We start from the raw sequence: 24125 nt of genomic DNA, 5'->3' as shown, positions 1-24125 counted from the left end.
GTTGCCCTCGATCGGGCCGGGGGCGTGTGCACCAGAGGCAGATCGCCACGGCCGGCCACTGCAGACGGACCACTCCAGGGCCGCTGCGCCGCCGCGGGGAGATCACCACGCCCCCCACCCCACCCCCATGGCGCACCCCATGAAGCAACTCCACCCTCCACCCGTCATCCCGCCGCATGTCACATGCCACACCGCAGCCACCACATCCCCTGGAGCGACATTAGACCGTAAGGGTGATTTTGCCTTGAGATAACCCCCCATGAGCTGGGTTGACGGCATCGCCACTTTTCCTTGCCGGGCGCAGATAGTGACAAGGGCATCACGTAACGCGACACTCGCGACATCTGCCCGAACCACCCGAAAGGAGCAACACATGTCCTGTCCTCCCCCTCCGGTTGACGCCCGCAAGGCACTCGACTTCCTGAGAACGAGCGGACTCGTCGACCTCAGCGTTCCGCTGGAGCGAGTCGTAGATCAGGTCAGCCAGCTCGACGATGTGGCCGGCTACGTACTCGCCTGGGAGCGCTACGTCCTGGTGGTCGCCAACCAGGTCGCGGAGCCCGACGACTCCGCTGCGCGCAACTGATCGTTGACTGCACCGATCGCCGGGAGGCATCCGATGGACATGACGCAACCCGGTGACGGAATGTCACAAAGGCGCGCGGTGGAGACCCGGGCAGTCGCCTGGCTCGCTGCGCGCCGCCATCTGATCGATCCAGCCGGAGCCGCCACGGACCGGGTGTTGTTCGCCCGCAAGGCGCTCATCGAAACCGCCTTCCTCGTGGGCCTGCGGGCGCGCCTCGACCCGGAGCCACTGGAGCACGACTACGCGGCCCTCCTCACTCAGATCGAGGAGATCACGGCCCGCCCCTCCTACCGGGAGCTGATCGCCCGGGATGAAGCAGCCCTCCTGTTGTACGCGGGGACCTATGCGGCACTCCGGCTCTGCGGACGCGAGGACCCGGAATTCCGGCACGTCATCACGCAGGCCGCGGCCGGAGGGTACGCGACGGTCTTCGAACGGATCCCGTACCGGCAGCTCGATCTGCTGCACACCCTGGAGTTGTGCGGCGTCCGCCACACGCTGCCGGAGATGGACGACGTCCTGCCGTTCACCCTGCTCTGCAACGGCCCCAATGTCGCCAAGCTCACCGACCGCGACATCTACGCCATCACCCACACGATCTTCTACGCCACGGACTTCGGCCTCCGCGAGCCCCGCTGGCCACGGGACTTCGACGCGGGCGCGGCGGTGGAACTGCTCGAAGCTCTGCTCGTGCTCACCCTCGGCCAGGAGAATGCCGACCTGGTGGGGGAACTCCTGTGCTGTCTGCTGTGCCTCGGGGTGCGGGACTCCCAGGAAGCCCGCCGGGCATGGAAGTTCCTCGCCGCCGTGCAAGAGGCTGACGGACGGGTCAACGGGCCCCCTGGTGTGGTCCACCCCGAACTGGCCGACGGGGACGACGCGTACGAACACTGGGCCACCGGCTACCACACCACCATCGTCGCCGCCCTGGCCGCGCTCTTGGACCGCAGTCCCAGGGTGGTGCGCAGGCACCGGCCGCCCGCGCCGAAGCCCCACCTGAGCGTGGAGGAACCGCTGCGGCAGGCGGTGGTGTGGCTGGCCGACGCGACCCGGCGCCATGACCCTGTCACGTACCTGCCGGCCGCGGCAGCTGTCGCGCATGCGGCCGAGGCCTTGGGGGAACCCGAGCTCGCCCGTCCCCTGCTCCTGGAATTCTCCGGACGTCTCGCGGACGTGGACGCGGACGTGTGGCAGGGACACGGGATGGAGGTCGTGGGCGAGTTCGCGTTCGGTCTGCGGACTCACGCGCTCACCTGCACGTCACTCGACGCCTTCCTCAAGTCCACCGCCGCTGCCGTCGAACTCCTGGAGGACGTTCCGCCGCAGGCCGCGTGCAACGCCCAACGCCTCGTCGACCTGGGGCTGCTCTCCCCCGGGTGCGCGGCCGCGCTGGGGGACGAGAGAGTAGACGCACCGTACTCAGCACCGACGACGGCCGCTGCCACCCTTCCCCACGCCTGGAAGAACTACCGCCTGGGGCACATTGCCGCCCTGGTCCGGGACTGGTCTCGCACCGGCCGGGCACAGCACCGCATCACCCGCGACGCGATCGCCTTTCTCCTCGCCCAGCAAAGCCCTTGCGGCGCCTTCGGCCGCCCGGCCTGCGACGATCCGGCAACACGGGAACGCACCATGCTCTCCTGGACCCAGAGCATCATCACCGCCCTGGCCGCCGTACACACCACCTGCGGCCCGGTTCCCGCGGCCCGGCAGCCCTGCCCCTGACCCGGGAACCCGGGACCCGCCCGAGCCCCACGAACCCGAGCCTTAGGGCCCAGGCGCCAGGCCCCAGGCGCCAGGCGGAGGCTCGGGTACCGGCTGCCGGTGGACCATGCGCTCCCCACGACATCAGCGGTCGGAGCTTCGGGCTGTCCATCTCGCACCCCCCAGAAGGTTACCTAGAGGTAATTCCAGCTGCTTGGATAGGCGTCGCCGGAGCAAGTCCCCACCCCCACAGGGAGATTCAGTGCCGCACTCATCGCTGCGCACGTCCCGGATCGCCGCCCTCGCCGCAACCCTTGCCGCGGTCACAGTGGCCGCCGCACCGCCCGCGTCGGCCGCCGACGCCCCGCGTCTCAAGGTGCTCAGCTACAACACCTTCCTGATGAGCAAGAATCTCTACCCCAACTGGGGCCAGGACCACCGCACCCAGGCACTCGCGGCCGCGGACTTCTTCCAGGGCAATGATGTCGTCGTCCTCCAGGAAGCCTTCGACAACTCCTCCTCCGATGCACTGAAATCCCGGGCCGCGGCGCAGTATCCGTACCAGACCCCCGTGGTGGGCCGGAGCAGGAGCGGCTGGGACGCCACCGGCGGCGCCTACTCCACCGTCACCCCGGAGGACGGCGGGGTGACCCTGCTGAGCAAGTGGCCGGTCCTGCGCAAGGAGCAGTACATCTACAAGGACGCCTGCGGCTCGGACTACTTCTCCAACAAGGGCTTCGTCTATGCGGTGTTGGACGTCAACGGCACCAGGGTGCATGTTGTCGGCACCCACACCCAGTCCACCGACTCGGGCTGCAAGGCGGGAGAAGCGGCCGCCGACCGCGCCAAGCAGCTCAAGGAGATGGACGCCTTTCTCGACGCCAAGAACATCCCGGCGGACGAAGAGGTGCTGGTCGCCGGCGATCTGAACATCGACTCACACAGCGCCGAATACGACGCACTGCTCCGCAACGCCGATCTGGCGCCGGCCGACAGTCGCACGGGTCACCCCTACTCCTTCGACACCCAGGAAAACTCGATCGCGAAGTACCGCTACCCGAACGACCCCCGCGAGGACCTCGACTATGTCCTCCACCGCAAGGGTCACGCCCGGCCCGCCGGTTGGCGGAACACCGTGGTCCAGGAGGAGTCGGCGCCCTGGACGGTCTCCAGCTGGGGCAAGAAATACACCTACACCAATCTCTCCGATCACTATCCGCTGATCGGCAGCTGAACCCGCGGCCGTACTGCGGTCTTGGGCGGCGGCGACCAGGGGCTTCAGCGGTCGTAGACCGTCACCCCTATGCCGCGCCGAGTGAGCCGCCCGGATATCAGCGGCTCCACCCGGGACCACTCTCCTCCCGCCAGGCCGTAGCCGATCCGTGGCATATGGACCGAGGCGCCGAGTTTCCTGGCCCGGTCCGCGACCCGGCCGAGTCCGGCGTCGATGGCCTCGTACCGCACGGGGGCACCTTTGCTGCCCTGCGGAGTCTCCCCGGCTCGGACGGAGCCGGGAGCTCGGGAGAGGATTCCCCGCTGCCCGACGACGTTGGCCACCCAGAGCTGGTCCGCGACCTGGACGAACTGAGCCGCGCCCAGCCCGAAGTCGTTCCGCGCACGCTCGCGGTGCCACCGGCGGTAGGCGACCTCCGGCTCGGGCCAACGCCGGGAGAGCGCAAGCACAAAGCCCTTGCCCCAGCCGCCCAGGTCGTTGCAGAGATGCACGATCACCTTGACGCCCTCGCCGTGCGGCGCTGTGGCGTCCCCCTTGACGTATGAGATCCCCGTGTTCTCAGTCATGTCTCCACGGTAAGGGCGACCACTGACAATCGACCGGGGCCGGGAGGACCGGACCGAGGACCTGACCAAGGACGGGAGCTAGGACAGGAGCGAGGGCAGGAGCGGGGGCAGGACCACCGCGGGGCCCGTCCCCGGCCGTTGCTCCTCGCCTAGGCGAAAGGGCGGTCGCGGATGCCTTCCGGCCTCCGCGACCGCCCTTGATTCCGCAGGCGTGCGTTACTGCGCGACTACTTCGCCAGCTTGCGTTCCTCGGCGATCCGGCTCACCCGGCCGCGGACCGCGAACCAGCCGACGACCAGCGCGACGGCGAGGACCGGGATCAGCATCACGGTCTTCCGGCCGACACCGTCGTCGAACCACATCAGGACGATGACGCCGAGCAGGAAGGCGATGGTGGCGATATCGGTGATCGGGGTGCCCGGAAGCCGGAAGCGCGGGCGCTCGACCAGGCCCTCCTTCGACCGCCGCACGAACACCATGTGGCAAACCATGATCGTGCACCAGGTGCTGATGATGCCCAGCGCCGCGATGTTCAGCACGATCTCGAACGCCTCGCCCGGCATGACGTAGTTGAGCCCGACGCCCAGCACACACACCGCGGAGGTGAGCATGATGCCGCCGTACGGCACCTGGTTGCGGTTCATCAGGCCGGCGAACTTGGGAGCGGAGCCCGCCATCGACATGGAGCGCAGAATGCGGCCGGTCGAGTAGAGCCCGGAGTTCAGGCTGGACATCGCCGCGGTCAGGACCACGAGGTTCATCACATCGCCGGCCGCCGGAACACCGACGTTGGACAGCACCGTGACAAACGGGCTCTCGTCGCCGGTGTACTTGTTCCACGGCAGCAGCATGGCCAGCAGGATCACCGAGCCGACGTAGAAGACGCCCACACGCCACATGATGGAGTTGACGGCCTTCGGCACGACCTTCTGCGGCTCACCGGTCTCACCGGCGGTCACACCGACCAGTTCCACGGCGGAGTAGGCGAAGACCACGCCCTGGAGCACGATCACCACCGGCAGCAGGCCGGTCGGGAAGATGCCGCCGTGGTCGGTGAGCAGGCTCATGCCCGGTGTGTGCCCGTCGACCGGGTGCTGGGTGGCCAGCAGGAAGATGCCAATGAACATGAAGGCGACCAGCGCCGCGACCTTGATGATCGCGAACCAGAACTCCAGCTCACCGAAGATCTTCACCGAGATCAGGTTCACCGTCAGGACGACCGCCAGCGCGATCATCGCCATGACCCACTGCGGGACATCGGTGAACAAGCTCCAGTAGTGGGTGTAGAGCGCGATCGCGGTGATGTCGGCGATACCGGTCGTCGACCAGTTGACGACATACATCCAGCCGGCGACGTAGGCGCCCTTCTCCCCCAGGAACTCACGGGCGTAGGAGACGAACGAACCCGACGACGGGCGGTGCAGCACCAGCTCGCCCAGGGCCCGTACCACGAAGAAAGCGAAGAGACCGCACACCGCATAGGCAATCGCCAGTGCGGGTCCGGCGGAGTGCAGTCGGCCACCGGCGCCCAGGAACAGGCCGGTGCCGATCGCTCCGCCGATGGCGATCATGTTGACGTGCCGGCCCTTGAGGCCCTTGCTGTAGCCCGCGTCGCCCGCATCCTGCTGCGCGCCGCTTCCCCCGTCAGGTGACCTGTGGGCTGTCTCGGTGACGGCTTCTGTGCTCACTGGTGGTGCATCTCGCTTTCGGGGAGGCGCTTGAGCGATTGCCAATCCCGCGGATCGCGCGGACGGCCGACGGCACACCTTCCACGAAGAGTGCTCCCCCGTCTGTGTGCAAGATCACATCGTGTACAGGCCACCTAAGATCTGTCCGCATTTGTCACGAATTACCCGGCGGAATAGTTTCAGGGAGGTTTCAGCTCGCCGCATTCCGGGCCTCCCCTCGCGCCCGACAACCGGAATTTCTTGACCTGTTTGATCCGGCTCAGGGGCGTGTTTGCCTCCGTGACGGTCCGCTTGGTCTCCGTAACGGTCCGATCGACCTCCGTTGCGGTCCGCTCGGCGGCCACGACGATCCGCTCGACTTCCGCGCGCCCCCGGATGCCCGGCCGGCTCCCGAGCCAGAGAAGGGCGAGCGAAGAGGCGGAGAAGGGGCAGAAGCGCCCAGAAGGTTTTACAGAGGTGGTGAGACAGCAATACTGTTGAACATGATGGAGTCAGCCACCGGCCTGACGGTCGACGAACTGGCCGCCCGCGCCGGCGTCACCGTCCGCACGATCCGCTTCTACAGCACACGCGGCCTGCTGCCGCCGCCGGAGATCGGGCCGCGCCGGGTCGGCCGCTACGGGCCCGACCACCTCTCACGGCTCGCGCTCATCGAGGAACTTCAGCACCAGGGGCTGACACTCTCCGCCATCGAACGCTATCTGGACCAGCTGCCGCCTGATCTGAGCGCCCAGGATCTCGCCATCCACCGGGCGCTGGTGGCGAGCTGGATTCCGGACAAGGCCGAGGACGCCACCCGGGACCAGCTGGAGCGGCGGGTCGGCCGGGCGCTGACCGAGGAGGACCTGGACCGGCTGGCAGCCATGAGTGTGCTCGTACGGACCGAGGACCGGCACGTTTTCCGGGTCGATCCGGGGCTGCTGCACCTGGGCGCCCGGCTGCTGGACGTCCCGATCGCGCTGGAGACCGTCATCGCGGCGCGCACCGTCGTCATCGAGCACACCCGCTCGGCGGCCCGGGAGCTCAGCCGGCTCTTCAAGGACGAGGTGTGGGAGCCGAACCGGGGCGGCGGGCCGGACGAGGAGGAGCTGGCGCGGATGAAGTCGCTCTCGGCCCATATGCAGCCGATGGTGGTGCAGGCCCTGGTCACCGCCTTCCAGCGGTCGATGAAGCAGGAGCTGCGGGAGTCGTTCGGCAAGGAGGGCGACCAGGGCCCCGGAGGCGGCCGCACCTCACCGGGGTGAGGGACGGGCCGCCGGGGCCCGCCCCTCTGACCGGTCGGTCCCTGACCGGTCCGTCCGTGGTCTGTCAGTCCATGGCCGGTCGGTCCCTGGCCTGGCAGTCCCTGGCCGTTCAGTCGCTGAACTTCTCGCCCTTCTCGGCCTTTTCGACCAGCAGCGCGGACGGCGCGAACCGGTCTCCATATGCCGCCTGCAGCTCGCGGGCGCGAGCCACGAAGCCGGGCAGGCCGACGAGTTCTTCCCGCCCCGGCCCGCCCTGGTAGCCGTTGATGTACTGGATCACGCCGCCGGTCCAGCCCGGGAAGCCGATGCCGAAGATGGAGCCGATGTTGGCGTCGGCGACGGAGGTGAGCACGCCCTCCTCGAAGCAGCGGACGGTGTCCAGGGCCTCGGAGAAGAGCATCCGCTCCTGCATGTCGAGGAACGGAACGGCCGCGTCCTTCTTGGTGAAGTGCTCGCGCAGGCCGGGCCACAGGCCGGCGCGCTTGCCGTCGTCCCCGTACTCGTAGAAGCCGGCGCCGCCGCTGCGGCCGGGGCGGCCGAACTCGTCGACCATCCGGTCGATCACCGCGTCGGCCGGGTGCGGCTGCCAGTCGCCGCCGGACTCCTCGACCGCCCGCTTGGTCTCCTCGCGGATCTTGCGCGGCAGGGTGAGGGTCAGCTCGTCCATCAGGGACAGCACCTTGGCCGGGTAGCCGGCCTGGGCCGCGGCCTGCTCGACGGAGACCGGGTCGACGCCTTCGCCGATCATCGCCACGCCTTCGTTGATGAAGTGGCCGATGACGCGGGAGGTGAAGAAGCCGCGCGAGTCGTTGACGACGATCGGGGTCTTCTTGATCTGGCGGACCAGGTCGAAGGCCCGGGCCAGTGCCTCGTCGCCGGTCCGCTCCCCCTTGATGATCTCCACCAGCGGCATCTTGTCGACCGGCGAGAAGAAGTGCAGTCCGATGAAGTCCTGGTCGCGCTCCACGCCCTCGGCCAGCAGCGTGATGGGCAGGGTGGAGGTGTTGGAGCACAGCAGCGCGTCGGGGGCGACGATGTGCTGGATCTCCTTGAACACCTTGTGCTTGAGGGCGACGTCCTCGAAGACCGCCTCGATGACGGCGTCACAGCCCGCGAGGTCCGCCGGCTCGGCGGTGGGCGTGATGCGCGCCAGCAGCTCGTCGCGCTGCTGCTCGGTCGTCCGGCCCCGGGAGAGCGCCTTGGCGAGCAGTCCCTCCGCGTACGCCTTGCCCTTCTGCGCCGCCTCCGGGGTGATGTCCTTGAGGACGACCTGCATGCCGGCCCTGGCACAGGAGTAGGCGATGCCCGCGCCCATCATGCCGGCGCCGAGGACCGCGACCTTCTCGACCTTGCGGGGCGCGATGTCCTTGGGCCGGTTGGCGCCGGAATTGACGGCCTGCAGGTCGAAGAAGAACGCCTGGATCATGTTCTTGGAGATCTGGCCGGTCACCAGCTCGACGAAGTAGCGCGCCTCGATGGTCTGCGCGGTCTCGAAGTCGACCTGGGAGCCCTCCACCGCCGCGGCCAGGATGTTGCGCGGGGCGGGGTAGGGCGCGCCGTTGAGCTGCTTCTTGAGGTTGGCGGGGAATGCCGGGAGGTTGGCCGCGAACTTCGGCTGGGCGGGGGTGCCGCCGGGGATGCGGTAGCCCTTGACGTCCCAGGGCTGCTGGGACTCGGGGTGCTCCTCGATGAAGGTACGGGCCTTGGCCAGCAGCTCCTCCGGCGTGGCCGCGACCTCGTGGATCAGCCCGGCGTCCTTGGCGCGGGTGGCGTTGTACTGGGTGCCCTGAAGCAGCACCTTCAGCAGCGCGTCGGCGATGCCGAGCAGCCGGACCGTACGGGTGACGCCGCCGGCTGCGGGCAGCAGGCCGAGGGTGACCTCGGGCAGGCCGATCTTGGTGCCGGGGGTGTCGAGGGCGATGCGGTGGTGGCAGGCCAGGGCGATCTCGTAACCGCCGCCCAGCGCCGCACCGTTGATCGCGGCGACGACGGGCTTGCCGAGGGTCTCGATGCGGCGCAGGTCGCGCTTGATGCCGATGCCCGACTCGAAGGCCTGCTCGGCCTTGTCGGGGGTGACGGCGATCAGGTCGCGCAGGTCGCCGCCGGCGAAGAAGGTCTTCTTGGCGGAGGTGAAGATGATGCCGCGGATGCTGTCCTTCTCTGCCTCCAGGCGGTCGGCGACCGCGGTGAGGGAGGTTTTGAAGGCGTTGTTCATGGTGTTGGCGGACTGGCCCGGGTCGTCCAGGACCAGGGTGACGATGCCGGTCTCGTCCTGTTCCCAGCGAATGGTCGACACAGCAGCGGATTCACTCATGGTGCGTACTCCGTAGTGGGTGGGACGAGGGTCAGAGGCGCTCGATGACGGTGGCGATGCCCATACCGCCGCCGACACAGAGGGTGGCCAGGCCGTAGCGCTTGTCCTGCCGCTCCAGCTCGTCGATCAGGGTGCCGAGGATCATCGCGCCGGTGGCGCCGAGGGGGTGTCCCAGGGCGATGGCGCCGCCGTTGACATTGACCTTGTCCAGGCTCAGGCCCATGTCCTTGACGAAGCGCAGGACGACGGCGGCGAAGGCCTCGTTGATCTCGACCAGGTCGATGTCGTCGATGGTCAGCCCGGCCTTGGCGAGGGCCTTGCGGCTGGCGGGCGCGGGGCCGGTGAGCATGATCGTCGGCTCGGAGCCGGAGACCGCGGCGGAGAGAATACGGGCCCGGGGGGTCAGGCCGTAGCGCTCGCCGACCTCCTTGGAGCCGATGGCGACGAGCGCCGCGCCGTCCACGATGCCGGAGGAGTTGCCGGCGTGGTGGACGTGGTCGATCTTCTCGACCCAGTGGTACTTCTGCAGGGCGACCGCGTCGAAGCCGCCGGCGTCACCGATGGTGGCGAAGGACGGCTTGAGGCCGGCCAGGGAGTCGGCGGTGGTGCCGGGGCGCATGTGCTCGTCGTGGTCGAGGACGACCAGGCCGTTGCGGTCGCGTACCGGGACGACGGAGCGGTCGAAGCGGCCGTCCTTCCAGGCCTCGGCGGCGCGCTCCTGGGAGAGCGCGGCGAATTCGTCGACATCGCGCCGCGAGTAGCCCTCAAGGGTGGCGATCAGGTCGGCACCGATGCCCTGCGGGACGAAATTGGTGTCGAAGTTGGTCATCGGGTCGGCGAACCAGGCACCGCCGTCCGAGGCCATCGGGACCCGCGACATGGATTCGACGCCGCCCGCCAGGACCAGGTCCTCCCAGCCGGAACGCACCTTGGCGGCGGCCATGTTGACGGCCTCCAGACCCGAGGCACAGAAGCGGTTCTCCTGGACGCCGGCCACGGTGTCGGGCAGCCCGGCGGCGATCGCCGCGATCCGGGCGATGTCGGAGCCCTGGTCACCGACCGGTCCGACGACGCCGAGCACGATGTCGTCGACGGCGGCCGGGTCCAGTCCGGGGAAGCGCCGGCGCACTTCGTGGATCAGACCGACGACCAGGTCGATCGGCTTAGTGCCGTGCAGCGCGCCATTGGCCTTGCCGCGGCCGCGCGGGGTGCGGATCGCGTCGTATACGTACGCTTCGGTACTCAAGTCAACAAGCCTTTCGCATGAGGGTGGAGGCAGGGGCAGCGGGTGGGGACCGGGGCCGGTCCGCGGTCAGCCGAGCAGGGAGCGTCCGATGATCTCCTTCATGATCTCGGTGGTCCCTCCGTAGATCGTCTGGATACGGCCGTCGGTGAAGGCCTTGGCCACGCGGTATTCCGCCATATAGCCGTAGCCGCCATGGAGTTGCAGACAGCGGTCGGCGACGCGCTTTTGCAGTTCGGTGGCCCACCACTTGGCCATCGAGGCGTGCACCGCATCCAGCTCGCCGGCGGAGTGGTCGGCGATACAGCGGTCGAGGAACGCCCGGGTGACGGCGCATTCGGTGGCCATCTCGGCTATCTCGAAGCGGATGTGCTGGAGCTTGGCCAGCGGCCTTCCGAAGGCTTCGCGCTCCTTGACGTACTCGCTGGTGATCTCCAGCAGGTGTTCGGCACCGGCGACGGCGGCGACGGCGATGCCCATCCGCTCCTGGGCGAGATGGGTCATCAGATGGACGAAGGCGCCGTTCAGCGTGCCGAGGAGGTTCCCCTTGGGGACGCGGACGTCGTGGAAGAACAGCTCGGCGGTGTCCTGGGACTTCTGTCCGATCTTGTCGAGGTTGCGGCCACGCTCGAAGCCCGCCATGCCCCGCTCGACGACCAGCAGGCTCAGGCCGTGCGCCCCGCCTTCCGGTGTCGTTTTGGCCACGACGATGACCAGGTCGGCGAGGATGCCGTTGGAGATGAAGGTCTTGGACCCGTTGAGGATCCAGTGGTCGCCCGCGTCCTCGGCGTGGGTGCGGATGCCCTGCAGGTCGGAGCCCGCCCCGGGCTCGGTCATGGCGATGGCGGTGATGATCTCGCCGCTGCAGAAGCCGGGCAGCCAGCGGCTCTTCTGCTCCTCGGTGCCCAGCGTCGTCAGGTAGGGGCCGATGATGTCGTTGTGCAGGCCCACGGCCAGCCCGGCTGCCCCCGCCCGGGTGAATTCCTCGGCCAGCACCGCGCTGTAGCGGAAGTCGTGCTGCCCGCCCCCGCCGTACTCCTCGGGAACCGCCAGGCCCAGGAGTCCCTGCTTGCCGGCCGCCCGCCAGGCGTCACGGCTGACGATGCCGTCCTTCTCCCACTGCTCGTAATACGGCGTCACTTCCCTGGCCAGGAAGGTCCGTACGACCTTGCGGAACGCCTCGTGGTCCTCGGTGAAAATCTGGCGCTTCATCTGCGCGGTCATCGGTTCGGGCCCTCCTCGGAGCCGGTTCCTGGCGGTGTCGGTCGGTGTGGGGCCCCCGGCCGGCCCACGGGAGCGTGCCGGAGGGCGCTCAGGGCGAGCGGCCCGCCCCACACGTCGCCGGCCCTCCCCCGGGGGAAGGCCTCGGCCCCTTCGGCAACCGGACGCGGACCGGCCGCGTACGGAAGCGTGATAGCGGGTGCCATCAGCCGGCCGTGTCCTTCTGCCCGGCGCGGACCGGGCCGGCGGGCGGTTCGCCGCCGACGCGCGGCGCGAGGAGGCCGGGGACCTGCCAGTCACGGGCGATCTCGGCCGAGTCGGCGCCGGGTTGCGCGGGGGGTCTGCGTACCGCGCCCGGAGTGCGCGAGAAGCGCGGCGCGGGCGCGGGCTGGGTGAGGCCGCCGTGCTCGACGAAGGTGCCGCGGGCGGCGAGATGCGGGTGCCGCGGGGCCTCTCCCAGGGAGAGCACCGGCGCCACACAGGCGTCGGACTCAGCGAAGACCGCCGTCCACTCCTCGCGGGTACGGGTCTTGAAGCGGGCGGCGATGGTGGTGCGCAGCTCGCCCCAGGCGGTGAGGTCGTCGCGACTGGGTGCCTCCTGCTCGATGCCCAGCAGCCGGATGAATGCGCCGTAGAACCGCGTCTCCAGCGCGCCCACCGCCATATAGCCGCCGTCGGCGGTCTCGTAGGTGCCGTAGAAGGGTGCCCCGCCGTCGAGCAGATTGGCGCCGCGCCGGTCCTGCCAGCCGCCGGCCGCCAGCATGCCGTGGATCATCGCCGTCAGATGAGCCGTGCCGTCGACGATGGCGGCGTCGACGACCTGACCCGTCCCGTCCTCGGCGCGGGCGTGCTGGAGGGCGGCGAGGACACCGATGACGAGGTAGAGGGAGCCGCCGGCGTAGTCACCGAGGAGATTGGCGGGGATCGCGGGCGGGCCGTCGGGCGGGCCGATCATGCCCAGGGCGCCCGTGATGGCGATATAGCCGATGTCGTGCCCGGCGGTGCCGGCGAGCGGGCCCTGCTGTCCCCAGCCCGTCATCCGGCCGTAGACCAGCCGGGGGTTGCGCGCCAGACACTCCTCGGGGCCCACTCCCAGCCGCTCGGCCACGCCCGGGCGGTACCCCTCGATCAGCACATCGGCGCGCCCGGCGAGTTCGAGGACCTGCGCCACCCCCTCGGGGCTCTTGAGGTCCACCAGCACGGAGCGTTTGTTGCGGTTGGTGACGTCGCAGGCCGGATCGACGCCCAGCCCCGGGCCTCCGGGCCGGTCGACGCGGACGACATCCGCGCCGAGGTCGGCCAGGAGCATGGCGGCGAACGGACCGGGGCCGATGCCCGCGAGTTCGACCACCCGCACCCCGCTGAGCGGGCCGTTCCCTGACTCCGTCATCGCGCCCCATGCCTTTCCGCACTGTGACACTTCTGATGTAACACCCGCGATGTTAAGAACGTGTTCCACTTTCCACAAGACCCCCGTGCCCCGTGGCAGCAGGTGAAAGGCCCGCGACGGCGATGCTGAACTGCCATCGCCGTCGCGGGCCTTTGCGCGCCTGCTGCCGCTGCGCCGCTATCCCCCGTCGAGCTCGGCGATGAGCTTCTTGGGGGCTATGACGCGATACGACTCCTCCGCCCAGTCACAGAGCAGTTCGGCCGGCGGAGCGCCCGGCTCCGCCAGCGGGACCTGCACCCATCCGGACTTGCCCAGGCCGTAGCCCGCGGGCTTGGCGCCGGGCAAGGTCAGGGCATGGGCATGCGCTGCGGGATCCTTCAGCTTCAGCGTGACCCCGCGCGGACAGCCGCCGTCATCGATGCCGAGGAAGACGAAGACCTTCTTGTTGACCTTGATGACGCTTTCGCCCCAGGGGAACTCCTCCACGGCCCCGGGAAGCCCGAGCGCGAACACGCGCACCCGCTCCCGCACCGCCGCCGGATCCGCCACCTTCGCCATGCGCTCCTCCACATCCGTCCCCCGTACGGCACCGCCCGCGCCGCCGCCCGGCGCCACGCTCGTCACGCGCGGGCCGCCCAACGCATTCCACGCTAACGGCGACCACTGACAACGGCCCGCGGAGCGCCGGACGCCGGGCCGACCGAGGGACGATCGCTGTCATGTCCGCCCCGCAACTCGCCACTGCGCTGTTCGACTTCCCCAGCGGTCAGGGGTGACGGCAGTTCACCGAGCCTGCGAGAGCGCTGCTGCTGCCCTCACTGACCGGCCTGGAGCGCGAGGCGAGACAGCAGAGCGCCGGCCGCGGCGCTGCTCCGTCCGGCGGGGGCCGACTCCGCGCGCCGCCTACCGAAAGGGCCCGGCGCCCAACCGGCCGGGCCTGCTCCCCCGGCGCCCGGTGGAGCACCGCTACGCGGAGTCCGGCGGCACCTCCCCGGAGGCGGAAGCGGGAGCGGGAGCGGATGTGGGAGTGGGCATGGGCGTGGAAGCCGGAGCAGGCGCCTGCCCCGCGGGCAGCGCCCCCGTTTCCCCGGCCTTCGGCGCAAGGTGGTCTTCGGGCGCCTGACCGTCCACGAGCCGGCCCAGCCGCCGCGGGACGTCGCCGCCCACCAGGATGATGACCACGAGCGTCAGCCCGAAGGTGAGCACGGCCAGCGCCCGCCCCAGGGACATGCCTTCGGCCAGATGAGCTCCCAGGACGGGCGCCACCGCGCCGCCCAGGGCTCCGACGTTGTAGACAAAGCCCAGAGAGGCGGCGCGGGTGGCGGTCGGGAAGTGCCCGGCCAGGTATTTCGGCAGGATCCCGGAGATGCCCTGACCGAGCGCGAGCAGCCCGAAGACCAGCACACCGAGCGCCGGCAGGCTGTCCTGCACCGCGAAGACCGGGAAGACGAAGGCGAGGGAGGCCAGCAGGGTGCCGGCATAGGCGCGGCGGGTACCGAACCGGTCGCCGGCGAAGCCCGCCAGCCAGCAGCCCGCCATGGTGCCGAAGCCCGCGTAGAACATCACGTCGGTGACCTGTCCGGGGGCGTACCCGAGGTCGGTCTTGAGGTAGGTGGGCAGCAGGGCCTGGACCGGCCAGCTGTAGAGGAAGGCACAGAACACCGTCGCCATCAGGGCCACATACAGCAGCCACCCGCGACGGCCGCCGAGCTGCACGGCGAATGCCACCAGACACACCGCCGCGACGACGGACAGCCCCGGTACGGCGCCCGCGCCGACGGGTGTGAAAACGCAGAACAGCGCGACCGAGGCAGCCGCCGCCAGGGCGGTGTTGGTCCAGGGCCGGATGCGGCCGGTGAACAACGGCCGGAAGGGATGGGGACGTTCCTCTTCCGTGCCGGTGGTGCCGATCTGCCGCTGCCAGTCACCGGCCTCCGGCAGCGATCGGCGCATCCAGACGGCGACCAGTACGGGCAGGACGCCGATCCAGAACATCCAGCGCCAGCCCCAGTGCGGCACCACCCACTTGTAGAGCTGCGCCGCGAGGACGGTGCCGCCGGCGTAACCGGAGATGATGAATCCGGAAGCGCGGTTGCGCCATCGGACGGGCCAGCTCTCCAGCACATACGTCACGCCGGCGCTGTACTCCCCCGCCATGCCCAGACCGATCACCAGCCGCGCGACGAACAGGCTGGTGTAGTCCCAGGCGAAACCGCAGGCGAAGGTACCGAGCGAGTACAGCAGGATGCTGGTGACCATGGCGGTCTTGCGGCCGTAGCGGTCACCCATCGCGCCCAGGACGGCGCCGCCCAGCCACCGGGTGATGAAGGCGCCGGAGATCAGCGAGGCGGCGGTGGCGGTGCTCAGATGGAAGTCGGCGGCGATCTCGGTCAGCACGAGGGTGATCAGGACGAAGTCGAAGCCGTCCAGGAGATAGCCGATCCAGGCGGCGAACATCGCCTTCCACTGGCCCGGCGTGACCTCCTGCCACCGGTTCCGGCTGTGCTCAGGGGGGTCCGCGGGACGCAGCGTCACGGCTGTCCGGCCTCCTCCGGCAATCGGCGGACGGTACGGTTCGCGGCATCGTCGGGGAAGCCGCTGGGTGACATTCGGGGCTGTCTGGGTGACATTCGGGGCAGTACAGCCAGACGACGGTCGGGGCAGCAGGGCCGGACCACGGTCGGGGCAGCAGGCCAGACATGGGACGTCCTATGTCATCGGTGCCATCGGTGAATCTGGACCGGTCGCCGTGCTCTGTCAAGACTGCGTGCCACACTCCGTGCCGCCCATGGGACGGCAAGGGAACAACCAAGGCGGCGGCCGGAAGCGTACGTTGACGGGTCGACGGTGACTGCCTAATGTCCGGGCTCCGTGCCCAGTGGGTGGTCGAGAGGACGCACGATGCGACGGCAGGACACCTCCGGACGGGACCATGACCTCGTCCTCTACGGCGCGACCGGTTTTGCGGGCGCCCTCACCGCCGCCTACCTGGCCGCACATGCTCCCCAGGGCTGCCGCTGGGCGCTGGCCGGGCGCAACACCGCCAAACTGGAGCAGCTGCGCGACCGGCTGACAGCGATCAACCCGGACTGCGCCGGCCTGCCGCTACTGCAGGCCGACAGCGACGATCCCCAGTCGCTGCGCGCCCTCGCCGCCGGCACCAAGGTGCTGGTGACGACCGTCGGGCCGTATCTGCTCCACGGTGAGCCGCTGGTCGCCGCGTGCGCCGCGGCAGGCACCGACTATGTCGATCTGACCGGTGAGCCGGAGTTCATCGACCGGATGTACGTGCGTCACGATGCGACGGCCCGCGCCTCCGGTGCGCGCCTCGTACACGCCTGCGGATTCGACTCCGTCCCGCACGACCTGGGGGTGCTCTTCACGGTGGGGCTCCTCCCCGAAGGCGTCCCCGTACGCATCGACGGCTTCGTGCGGACCAACGGCGCCTTTTCCGGCGGCACCCTGGCCTCGGCACTGACCGTCGCATCGCGTCCGGTCGCCATGGCGCGGGCCGCCCGCGAGCGGCAGCGAGCGGAGCCGCGACCGGCCGGCCGTACAGTGCGGGCGTCCTTCGGGCCGCCGCTCAGGAGCGGCGAAACGCGCACCTGGGGCGTGCCGTTGCCGACCCTCGATCCTCAGGTCATCGCTCGCTCCGCCGCCGCACTGGACCGTTACGGGCCCGACTTCCGCTACCGCCACTACGCAGGCGTACGACGGCTGCCGGTCGCCGTCGGCGGGGCGGTGGGAGTGGGGGCCATGTGCGCACTCGCCCAGGTGCCGGCCGCGCGGCGCTGGTTGTCGCGGCGTCTGGAACCGGGCGACGGGCCGGGCCCCGAGCGGCGCGCACGCAGCTGGTTCAGGATCCGCTTCGTCGCCTCCGGCGGCGGCGAACGCCTGATCACCGAGGTCTCGGGCGGTGACCCCGGCTACGACGAGACGGCGAAGATGCTCGCCGAGTCGGCGCTCAGCCTGGCCTTCGACGACCTGCCGGAGACTGCCGGCCAGGTGACCACCGCGGTTGCCATGGGGGACGCGCTGACGGCCCGCCTCCAGGAGGCGGGCATCGCCTTTCGCGTCGTCCAGGGGTAGCCCCGGCCCCGGCTCTCCCTGCCTCCACCGCCTCAGGCGTCGGCGAGCGCCCTCCGGCACAGCGCGTCCGCGGCGCGGGTCGTCTCGGGAAGCCGGTAATGCGCTGCCAGGTGGAGCGTATGCGCACAGGCATGGTCGATGTCGATGCGATGCCCCACGGAGACGAAGACCGGTTTGACGCCCCTTTGGGTACGCAGCGCACGTCCCACCTCCTCGGCCCCGTCCAGAAGAGGAGAGGTGGCGCCGCGGTCCGGTCCGGGAAGCTCATAGCGGAAGGTGAAGGGGTTCTTGGCGACACCGATGGTGGGCAGCCCGGTCAGCACTCCCAGGTGGCTGGCGAGCCCGAAGCGGCGCGGGTGCGCCAGCCCGTAACCGTCGCAGACCACGAGGTCAGGGGTGCGGGTGAGGCGGGCGAGGGCGTCGAGCACGGTGGGAATCTCGCGGAACGCGAGCAGGCCGGGGACGTACGGGAAGGAGATCTGCCCGACGGCGGTCGCCTCGTCGACGACGGCGCGCGTACGGGCGTCCAGCGCGACGGCGGCAGCCGCGACGACGTCACGCGCGTCGTCATAGGCGACGTCCACCCCGACGACCGTGCCCTCGAACCCCGGTTCCGGACCGGGTTCATCGAGCCGCACACAGGGCCGCAACCGGTCCTGGACCGCCCGCGCCTGGTCTTCGTCGGCCGGCCAGTTCCGCAGTTCGTCGTCGCAGGAGATCATTCCGGGAGTGTCCATGGTGACCACCACGCTACCGAACCGGTGAGCGAGCCTCTGACCAGGCCGGGAGGCCTGATCATGAGGCGTTGTCAGTGGCGCTGGGTACCTTGGTGAGCGTGAACCCGGACCCCGCCGACCGCACAGGCGCCGCCGCCGAGGGCAGCCTCTCGACGATCGGCTCGTGCCCCACCACCGGTGCCTCGCCGCCCTGAAACAACCCTCCGAGGTCTTCATGCCCGACGCGCTCCATCAGCTCGATGCCCTCGACCTCGCCGCCCGGTTGCGCCGCCGCGACCTCTCCGCCCGGGAAGTCGTCCAGGCACATCTGGACCGCATCGAACAGGTCAATCCGGCCGTCAACGCCCTCGTCACCCTCGACCCCGAGGGCGCACTCGCCGCGGCCGCGCTCGCCGACGAACGCCTCGCCCGCGGCGCCGCCGTCCCGCCCCTGCACGGGCTTCCGATCGCCTTCAAGGACACGCATCTCACCCGCGGTATGCGCACCACACACGGCTCACCGCTCTTCGCCGACCACGTCCCCGACGAGGACGAGCTGCTGGTCAACAGGCTGCAGCAGGCCGGCGCCATCCGCCTCGGCAAGACCAATGTGCCGGAATTCGCCGCCGGTTCGCACACCTTCAACCCCGTCTTCGGCACCACCCGCAATCCTTACGACACCACACGTTCGGCAGGCGGCAGCAGTGGCGGCGCCGCCGCGGCACTCGCGGCCGGGCTGCAACCCCTCGCCGACGGCAGTGACATGGGCGGCTCGCTGCGCAACCCCGCGTCCTTCTGCAATGTCGTCGGGCTGCGGCCGACGCCGGGCCGCGTCCCCCGGCACCCCGGTGGCGACCTCTGGGACACCCTGTCCGTCCCCGGCCCGATGGGGCGGACCGTTGCGGATACGGCGCTGTTGCTGTCGGCGATGGCGGGGCCGGATCCGCGCTGCCCCATCGGCCTGGAGACCCCCGGCGAGGCGTTCCGTGTGCCCCTCGATCGCGAGTTGCGCGGCTTGCGCATCGCCTGGACACCGGACCTCGGGGGCCACGCCCCGGCCGACCCGGACGTACTCGCCGTTCTGGAGCCGCAGTTGAGGGTCTTCGAGGAACTCGGCTGCCGTGTCGACATCGCCTGTCCGGACCTCACCGGGGCCGACGACACCTTCCGTACGCTGCGGGCCCACAGCTTCGACCTGGCGCTCGGCACCCTGCTCGACTCCGACCGGCAGGCTCTCAAACCCAGCATCGTCGAGAACATCGAGCAGGGCCGCCGGCTGACCGCCGCCGACCTGCGCACCGCCACCGCGACCCGCAGCCGGCTGTACCTCGGCATGGTGGATTTCTTCTCCCGGTACGACCTGCTCCTGGCGCCGGTCAGCCAAGTCACGCCGTTCGACGCGGAGCTGGAGTATCCCCGGGAGGTCGCGGGCCGGCCCACACGCTCCTATCTGGACTGGATGCGCTCCGCCTACCTCATCTCCGTCCTCGGCGTGCCCGCCCTTTCGGTCCCCGCGGGATTCACCCCGGCCGGTCTTCCCGTGGGGCTGCAGTTCATCGGTGCGCCGCGTGCGGATCTCGCCGTCCTCCAGGCAGGGCATGCCTACGAGCGCGCAACGCGGCACGGCCGGCGCCGTCCGGACCTGCCCGCGGTCTGACCGTCCCGGCGTTCTGCCCCTGAAGTCGCGACACTTCCCGGACCTGGGCAGGCACGCCCGCAGAGACGTGTCCGGGGAGACATGCTGCAGAGGCATGCCGCAGAGACGTGTCCGCGGCGTTCGCCGCACCAGCCGGAGACACATGCTGTGGCATCCGCCCTGGCCTGCGCATTCCCTTTCCGGGAGAAGCTGCGCTTCCGCCTGATGCCTCGTCCATCTCGTCTATATTGCAGCTATGTTCGTACTGGAACTGACCTACACCGCGCCCCTCGAACGCGTCGACGCTGTCCTTCAGGAGCACCGGGAGTGGCTGGAGAAGGAGTACGCCGCCGGGCACTTCCTCGCCGCCGGCCGCAAGATCCCGCGGGACGGGGGCGTGATTCTCGCCGCGGGGACGGACCGTGCGACCGTCGAGCGGATCGTGACCCAGGACCCGTTCGTCCTCGCCGGGGTGTGTGAGTACCGGATCATGGAGTTCGCGGCGACGACGACCGCCCCGGCTCTGGAGCAGTACCGGGAACAACTGCCGTCCTGAGCGGCCGTCCCCCTCGGCCCCGGACCGCCGGCGCTCCGGGCGTCCACCCTCGGCGCTGTGGACGCCCCCCGGCCCGGCCCCTCCCCCGGACTACGGAGTCGTCGTCGGCGGCACCGCTGAACCACTGAGCGAGCCGGCGCTCACGGGAACGGGCGACGCGGGCCAGCGCCCCCCGTTACGCCAGTAGTCCTGGATGTCCTCCAGCTGACGTCCCTTGGTCTCGGGTGCCGTGGCGGCGGCGAAGACCAGTGCGGCGAGCGCGAGGACGCCAAGGCCCGCGAAGGTCAGGGCCGCACCGGCCCGGGCCATCAACGAGGGGAAGAACTGGGCGATCAGGAGATTGGCCACCAGATCGGCGGTGAGCATCACCGAAGCCCCCGTTGAACGCAGTTGGGCGGGGAAGGCCTCGCTCGCGTAGACCCAGATCAGCGATCCGAAACCGAAGTTGAAGGCTGCGGTGAACAGCAGGATCGCGGCGAAGCCCACCCAGGTCGAGGCGCCGTGCAGCTCGCCCCTGGCGAAGACCGCGGTCAGGACGGCGAGCATGACGACCATCGTGCCGATACCGCAGAGCAGCACCACCCGGCGGCCGAGTCGGTCGATGATGAGGAGGGCGAGCACGGTCGCGGCCAGCGAGGCCAGCTGGACGAAGGACGGCAGCAGGAAGCTCTGGCCGCTGCCGGTGAAGCCCATCTCCTCGAAGATCTGCGGGCTGTAGTACGTCACGGCATTGATGCCGGTGATCTGGCAGAAGAACCCGAGGCCGACGACGAAGAGCGCGGCACGGGCGTACGGCTTGCGCAGCAAGGAGCGCGCCGATCCACCGCTCTCCTGGGCGAGCGCGGACGCCACGACAGCGACCTCCTCACGCGGATCGACGTCCGGGTCGGTCATGGCCATGACCTCGACAGCTCGTTCCGTGCGTCCTTTGAGGACATACCAGCGCGGGGTGTCCGGCAGCCTGAGCAGCGGGATCAGCACGAGTGCGGCGGGGATCGCGGACAGACCGAGCATCCAGCGCCAGTGACCGCCGCCGGACAGGCCCCAGTTGACGAAGTACGTGATGACGATGCCCGCGACCGTGGCCACTTGGTAGGCGGCGACGGAGGCTCCACGGATACGCGCCGGAGTCGATTCGGCGACATAGAGCGGGGCGGCGACGATCGAGATGCCGATGGCGATGCCGAGCAGGAAGCGGACGGCATCCAGCACGATGACATTGGGCGCGACCGCGGAGAGTGCGACGAATGCGGCGTACGAACCGGCGACGATCAGCATCGCCGCCTTGCGGCCCAGGGCATCGGCGAGCTTGCCGCCGATCAGCGCGCCCACGATGGAGCCGAACACCAGGATGCTGTTGACCAGGCCCTTTTCGGCCTCGGTGAGATGAAAGTCCTTGCTCAGGAATACCAAAGCACCGGAGATGCTGCCGGTGTCGTAGCCGTAGATGACGCCGACGACGGCGCCGGTGAGCGCGAACAGTCTGCCGGTGCGGCGAGCGGTCCCGGATGACGGGGGCGGGGGCGTCGCGGAGAGCGTGGCAATGGACATGGGAAGTCCTTTGTGCGGCGGAGCGGGCCTTGCTGCATGACTGAGCTGCGTGACTGGACTGCGCGCTTGCACTGCAAGCTCCAAGCGCATGAGTGATCTTGCAAGTATTCGACGCGTTTCTCGCAGCTGTCAACACTTTCCCCCGCCCGCTTGCACCCCCTGCGCCTCCCCGCCCTCATCCTCGGCATCCTGCGACAACCCCACCTTCACCCAGGTGAGAGCGGTGCACGGCGCCCCGCAGAGCCGCCGACCCACCCCTCCCCTCTGGCGCATCCGCCCGAACGAGGGATGGAAGCCTGGCAACTTTCTGCGTACAGTCGATTGCAACGAACGCGAATATTGCACTTTCATGCAGAACTGCGTCGCTGCACAGCACGCAGAGACGCAGACACACAAGCCATGCAGACATGCAGACCGATGAGCACATGCACATCGCAGGAGGGTGGGCCATGAGCGAGATCTCGTACATGGAGCAGGAGCTGCACAGCCAGCCGAAGACCTGGCGGGAGGCCGCGCGGATCGGGGCGGCCACGAACCCGCTGCCCAAGGCCGGCCAGCGGGTGGCCGTCGTCGGGTGCGGCACCTCATGGTTCATGGCGCAGTCGTATGCGGCACTGCGCGAGGCATCCGGACAGGGGGTGACGGACCCCTTCGCCGCCTCCGAGGCGTTCCTCGGCACCGACCGCCGCTATGACGCGGTGGTCGCGATCACCCGGTCCGGCACCACGACCGAGGTGTTGCGCGTACTCGATGCGGTCAAGGGGCGCATCCCGACGGTGACGATCATCGGTAGCGCCGCGACACCAGCGGCGGCGGTCTCCGACGAGATGGTCGCGCTCCCCTTCGCCGATGAGGAGTCGGTGGTACAGACCCGTTTCGCGACGACTGCGCTGACGATGCTGCGTGCACAACTGGGCGAGGACGTCTCCCGGGCGGTGACCGACGCGGAGGAGGCGCTGACCGCGCCGGTGGAGAAGGAATGGGTGGACGCCGAGCAGTTCGCCTTCCTCGGGACGGGCTGGACGTTCGGTGTGGCCAATGAGGCGGCCCTCAAGATGCGGGAGGCATCGCAGAGTTGGACCGAGTCGTACCCCGCGATGGAGTACCGCCACGGTCCGATCTCGATAGCCGCACCCGGCCGGGTGACCTGGCTGTTCGGTCCGGCACCGGACGGACTGGAGGCCGAAGTGGTGCGGACCGGGGCGCGCTTTGTGTGCCATGCACGCGATCCGCTGGCCGATCTGGTGCTGGTGCAGCGGGTGGCGCTGGAGCGGGCGCGCGCCCGTGGTCTGGACCCGGACAACCCCCGCGGCCTGACCCGCTCGGTGATGCTCGAAACGCCGGCCGCCTCCTAAACACCCGCCTCCCCCACGTCGCCCCTCCTCCCACCGTCAATCAGTCCCGTCCGCAAGGGAGCCAGCCTCCGATGCCCCTCGTTCCGACCTCATCGATCGTGGACGCCGCGCGTGAGGCGCGGGTCGGTGCCGCGGCCTTCAACGTCATTCATCTGGAGACGGCCGAAGCGCTCGTCACCGCCGCCGAGCGCACCGCGATCCCGTTGATCCTGCAGATCAGCGAGAACTGCATCCGCTATCACGGCAGTCTGCTGCCCCTCACCCGCGCCACCCTCGCTCTGGCCGAAGGCTCCACGGCTCCGATCGCGGTGCACCTCGACCACATCACCGATGCCGAGTTGGTCCATCAGGGCATCGCCGCCGGGGTGGGATCCGTCATGGTGGATGCCTCGGCGCTTCCGTACGAAGAGAATGTGGCCACCACCGCCGAGCTCACCGCCTGGTGCCATGACCGTGGCGCCTATGTCGAGGCGGAGCTCGGCGAGGTCGGCGGCAAGGACGGGGTCCATGCGCCAGGGGTGCGTACGGACCCGGGCGAGGCCCTGGCCTTCGTCCGTGCGACGGGGGTGGATGCTCTCGCCGTGGCCGTCGGTTCCTCCCATGCCATGCATGAGCGCACGGCCGTACTGGACAAGGCCCTCATCGAGGCGCTGCACACCACCCTGCCGGTGCCGCTGGTACTGCACGGCTCGTCCGGGGTGCCCGACGACGAGCTGCGGCGGGCCATCGCCGCCGGAATGACGAAGATCAATATCTCCACTCATCTGGTCTCCGTCTTCACTCACTCGATACGGCACACGCTGGGCGCCGACCCCTCGCTCGTGGACTCCCGGAAGTACCTCAAGCCCGCCCGGGAGGCAGTGGCCGAGGAAGCGGCGAGGCTGCTGGAGGTGCTGGGCACTCCGGCGACGGTGCCGGACCAGTACGCAGCCCAGGCACCGGCCCGGGGGTGAGGCACCCGGGGGTGAGACGGCGGCAGGCGGTCACCGCCTCCGGGGCGCTTCGTCACAGCGGAGGGGAGGGTCCGGCGCG

The 24125-nt window shown here is 69.7% G+C and carries 19 protein-coding genes; 9 read left to right on the top strand and 10 right to left on the bottom strand.

Features of this window, described 5'->3' with window-relative positions:
* Positions 1 to 373 precede the first annotated feature (373 nt).
* The 3 genes from ABR737_RS37725 (at position 374) to sph (ending at position 3524) form a co-directional block, all read left to right on the top strand.
* Entirely contained in the window at positions 374 to 586 is a 213-nt protein-coding gene (locus ABR737_RS37725; RefSeq protein WP_350255664.1) for a hypothetical protein, read from the top strand.
* A 78-nt stretch (positions 587 to 664) separates the two neighbouring features.
* A complete protein-coding gene (locus ABR737_RS37720; RefSeq protein ID WP_350255663.1) occupies positions 665 to 2311 on the top strand; it encodes a DUF6895 family protein in 1647 nt (548 codons plus the stop codon).
* A gap of 241 nt (positions 2312 to 2552) precedes the next feature.
* On the top strand, positions 2553 to 3524 hold the full coding sequence (gene sph / locus ABR737_RS37715; RefSeq protein ID WP_350255662.1) for a sphingomyelin phosphodiesterase: 972 nt from the start codon (positions 2553 to 2555) through the stop codon (positions 3522 to 3524).
* A gap of 44 nt (positions 3525 to 3568) precedes the next feature.
* On the opposite strand, the gene ABR737_RS37710 is transcribed toward sph, so the two are convergent.
* Positions 3569 to 4090 (bottom strand): macro domain-containing protein, encoded by a 522-nt coding sequence (locus tag ABR737_RS37710; protein WP_350255661.1) that lies wholly within the window; start codon positions 4088 to 4090, stop codon positions 3569 to 3571.
* Positions 4091 to 4317: 227 nt separating this feature from the next.
* Positions 4318 to 5778, bottom strand: a complete 1461-nt coding sequence (locus ABR737_RS37705; protein WP_350255660.1) for an amino acid permease — start codon at positions 5776 to 5778, stop codon at positions 4318 to 4320.
* 482 nt (positions 5779 to 6260) lie between these two features.
* Between ABR737_RS37705 and ABR737_RS37700 the strand changes: the two genes are divergently transcribed.
* Entirely contained in the window at positions 6261 to 7022 is a 762-nt protein-coding gene (locus ABR737_RS37700; RefSeq protein ID WP_350255659.1) for a MerR family transcriptional regulator, read from the top strand.
* 109 nt (positions 7023 to 7131) lie between these two features.
* Here ABR737_RS37700 and ABR737_RS37695 read toward each other — a convergent pair whose 3' ends face one another.
* The 6 genes from ABR737_RS37695 to ABR737_RS37670 all read right to left on the bottom strand — a co-directional run bounded on the left by ABR737_RS37695 (position 7132) and on the right by ABR737_RS37670 (position 15725).
* Positions 7132 to 9336 (bottom strand): 3-hydroxyacyl-CoA dehydrogenase NAD-binding domain-containing protein, encoded by a 2205-nt coding sequence (locus tag ABR737_RS37695; protein ID WP_350255658.1) that lies wholly within the window; start codon positions 9334 to 9336, stop codon positions 7132 to 7134.
* Between the two features lie 31 nt (positions 9337 to 9367).
* Positions 9368 to 10582, bottom strand: a complete 1215-nt coding sequence (locus ABR737_RS37690; protein WP_350255657.1) for an acetyl-CoA C-acetyltransferase — start codon at positions 10580 to 10582, stop codon at positions 9368 to 9370.
* A 66-nt stretch (positions 10583 to 10648) separates the two neighbouring features.
* On the bottom strand, positions 10649 to 11791 hold the full coding sequence (locus ABR737_RS37685; protein WP_350257077.1) for an acyl-CoA dehydrogenase family protein: 1143 nt from the start codon (positions 11789 to 11791) through the stop codon (positions 10649 to 10651).
* Between the two features lie 214 nt (positions 11792 to 12005).
* A complete protein-coding gene (locus tag ABR737_RS37680) occupies positions 12006 to 13190 on the bottom strand; it encodes a CaiB/BaiF CoA transferase family protein (protein WP_350255656.1) in 1185 nt (394 codons plus the stop codon).
* Positions 13191 to 13367: 177 nt separating this feature from the next.
* The gene (locus ABR737_RS37675) at positions 13368 to 13748 is read right to left on the bottom strand and encodes an MmcQ/YjbR family DNA-binding protein (protein WP_350257076.1); all 381 of its coding nucleotides are present in this window, start codon (positions 13746 to 13748) and stop codon (positions 13368 to 13370) included.
* Positions 13749 to 14156: 408 nt separating this feature from the next.
* Positions 14157 to 15725 (bottom strand): sialate:H+ symport family MFS transporter, encoded by a 1569-nt coding sequence (locus ABR737_RS37670; protein ID WP_350255655.1) that lies wholly within the window; start codon positions 15723 to 15725, stop codon positions 14157 to 14159.
* 366 nt (positions 15726 to 16091) lie between these two features.
* Here ABR737_RS37670 and ABR737_RS37665 point away from each other — a divergent pair, with 366 nt between their 5' ends.
* Positions 16092 to 17279, top strand: a complete 1188-nt coding sequence (locus tag ABR737_RS37665; RefSeq protein WP_350255654.1) for a saccharopine dehydrogenase family protein — start codon at positions 16092 to 16094, stop codon at positions 17277 to 17279.
* Positions 17280 to 17311: 32 nt separating this feature from the next.
* Here ABR737_RS37665 and ABR737_RS37660 read toward each other — a convergent pair whose 3' ends face one another.
* A complete protein-coding gene (locus tag ABR737_RS37660) occupies positions 17312 to 18016 on the bottom strand; it encodes an endonuclease V (protein ID WP_350255653.1) in 705 nt (234 codons plus the stop codon).
* Positions 18017 to 18230: 214 nt separating this feature from the next.
* Here ABR737_RS37660 and ABR737_RS37655 point away from each other — a divergent pair, with 214 nt between their 5' ends.
* Both ABR737_RS37655 and ABR737_RS37650 read left to right on the top strand, forming a co-directional pair.
* Positions 18231 to 19652, top strand: a complete 1422-nt coding sequence (locus tag ABR737_RS37655; RefSeq protein ID WP_350257075.1) for an amidase — start codon at positions 18231 to 18233, stop codon at positions 19650 to 19652.
* A gap of 235 nt (positions 19653 to 19887) precedes the next feature.
* The gene (locus ABR737_RS37650) at positions 19888 to 20187 is read left to right on the top strand and encodes a YciI family protein (protein ID WP_350255652.1); all 300 of its coding nucleotides are present in this window, start codon (positions 19888 to 19890) and stop codon (positions 20185 to 20187) included.
* A 90-nt stretch (positions 20188 to 20277) separates the two neighbouring features.
* Here ABR737_RS37650 and ABR737_RS37645 read toward each other — a convergent pair whose 3' ends face one another.
* Positions 20278 to 21738 (bottom strand): sugar porter family MFS transporter, encoded by a 1461-nt coding sequence (locus ABR737_RS37645; RefSeq protein ID WP_350255651.1) that lies wholly within the window; start codon positions 21736 to 21738, stop codon positions 20278 to 20280.
* 449 nt (positions 21739 to 22187) lie between these two features.
* On the opposite strand from ABR737_RS37645, the gene ABR737_RS37640 reads away from it, so the two are divergent.
* On the top strand, positions 22188 to 23093 hold the full coding sequence (locus ABR737_RS37640; RefSeq protein ID WP_350255650.1) for an SIS domain-containing protein: 906 nt from the start codon (positions 22188 to 22190) through the stop codon (positions 23091 to 23093).
* Between the two features lie 71 nt (positions 23094 to 23164).
* Positions 23165 to 24046, top strand: a complete 882-nt coding sequence (locus ABR737_RS37635; RefSeq protein ID WP_350255649.1) for a class II fructose-bisphosphate aldolase — start codon at positions 23165 to 23167, stop codon at positions 24044 to 24046.
* The last annotated feature ends 79 nt before the right edge of the window (positions 24047 to 24125 follow it).

It is taken from the genome of Streptomyces sp. Edi2 (genome assembly GCF_040253635.1).
Taxonomy (GTDB): Bacteria; Actinomycetota; Actinomycetes; order Streptomycetales; family Streptomycetaceae; genus Streptomyces.
This window is presented reverse-complemented; position numbering and strand designations above follow the sequence as displayed.

What these genes read in the sequence shown, in the direction of transcription:
- ABR737_RS37725 (WP_350255664.1), top strand. Translation starts at nt 374, where the DNA reads ATGTCCTGTCCTCCCCCTCCGGTTGACGCCCGCAAGGCACTCGACTTC.
- ABR737_RS37710 (WP_350255661.1), bottom strand. Translation starts at nt 4,090, where the DNA reads ATGACTGAGAACACGGGGATCTCATACGTCAAGGGGGACGCCACAGCG.
- ABR737_RS37700 (WP_350255659.1), top strand. Translation starts at nt 6,261, where the DNA reads ATGATGGAGTCAGCCACCGGCCTGACGGTCGACGAACTGGCCGCCCGC.
- ABR737_RS37695 (WP_350255658.1), bottom strand. Translation starts at nt 9,336, where the DNA reads ATGAGTGAATCCGCTGCTGTGTCGACCATTCGCTGGGAACAGGACGAG.
- ABR737_RS37685 (WP_350257077.1), bottom strand. Translation starts at nt 11,791, where the DNA reads ATGAAGCGCCAGATTTTCACCGAGGACCACGAGGCGTTCCGCAAGGTC.
- ABR737_RS37680 (WP_350255656.1), bottom strand. Translation starts at nt 13,190, where the DNA reads ATGACGGAGTCAGGGAACGGCCCGCTCAGCGGGGTGCGGGTGGTCGAA.
- ABR737_RS37675 (WP_350257076.1), bottom strand. Translation starts at nt 13,748, where the DNA reads ATGGCGAAGGTGGCGGATCCGGCGGCGGTGCGGGAGCGGGTGCGCGTG.
- ABR737_RS37665 (WP_350255654.1), top strand. Translation starts at nt 16,092, where the DNA reads ATGCGACGGCAGGACACCTCCGGACGGGACCATGACCTCGTCCTCTAC.
- ABR737_RS37660 (WP_350255653.1), bottom strand. Translation starts at nt 18,016, where the DNA reads ATGGACACTCCCGGAATGATCTCCTGCGACGACGAACTGCGGAACTGG.
- ABR737_RS37655 (WP_350257075.1), top strand. Translation starts at nt 18,231, where the DNA reads ATGCCCGACGCGCTCCATCAGCTCGATGCCCTCGACCTCGCCGCCCGG.
- ABR737_RS37650 (WP_350255652.1), top strand. Translation starts at nt 19,888, where the DNA reads ATGTTCGTACTGGAACTGACCTACACCGCGCCCCTCGAACGCGTCGAC.
- ABR737_RS37645 (WP_350255651.1), bottom strand. Translation starts at nt 21,738, where the DNA reads ATGTCCATTGCCACGCTCTCCGCGACGCCCCCGCCCCCGTCATCCGGG.
- ABR737_RS37640 (WP_350255650.1), top strand. Translation starts at nt 22,188, where the DNA reads ATGAGCGAGATCTCGTACATGGAGCAGGAGCTGCACAGCCAGCCGAAG.
- ABR737_RS37635 (WP_350255649.1), top strand. Translation starts at nt 23,165, where the DNA reads ATGCCCCTCGTTCCGACCTCATCGATCGTGGACGCCGCGCGTGAGGCG.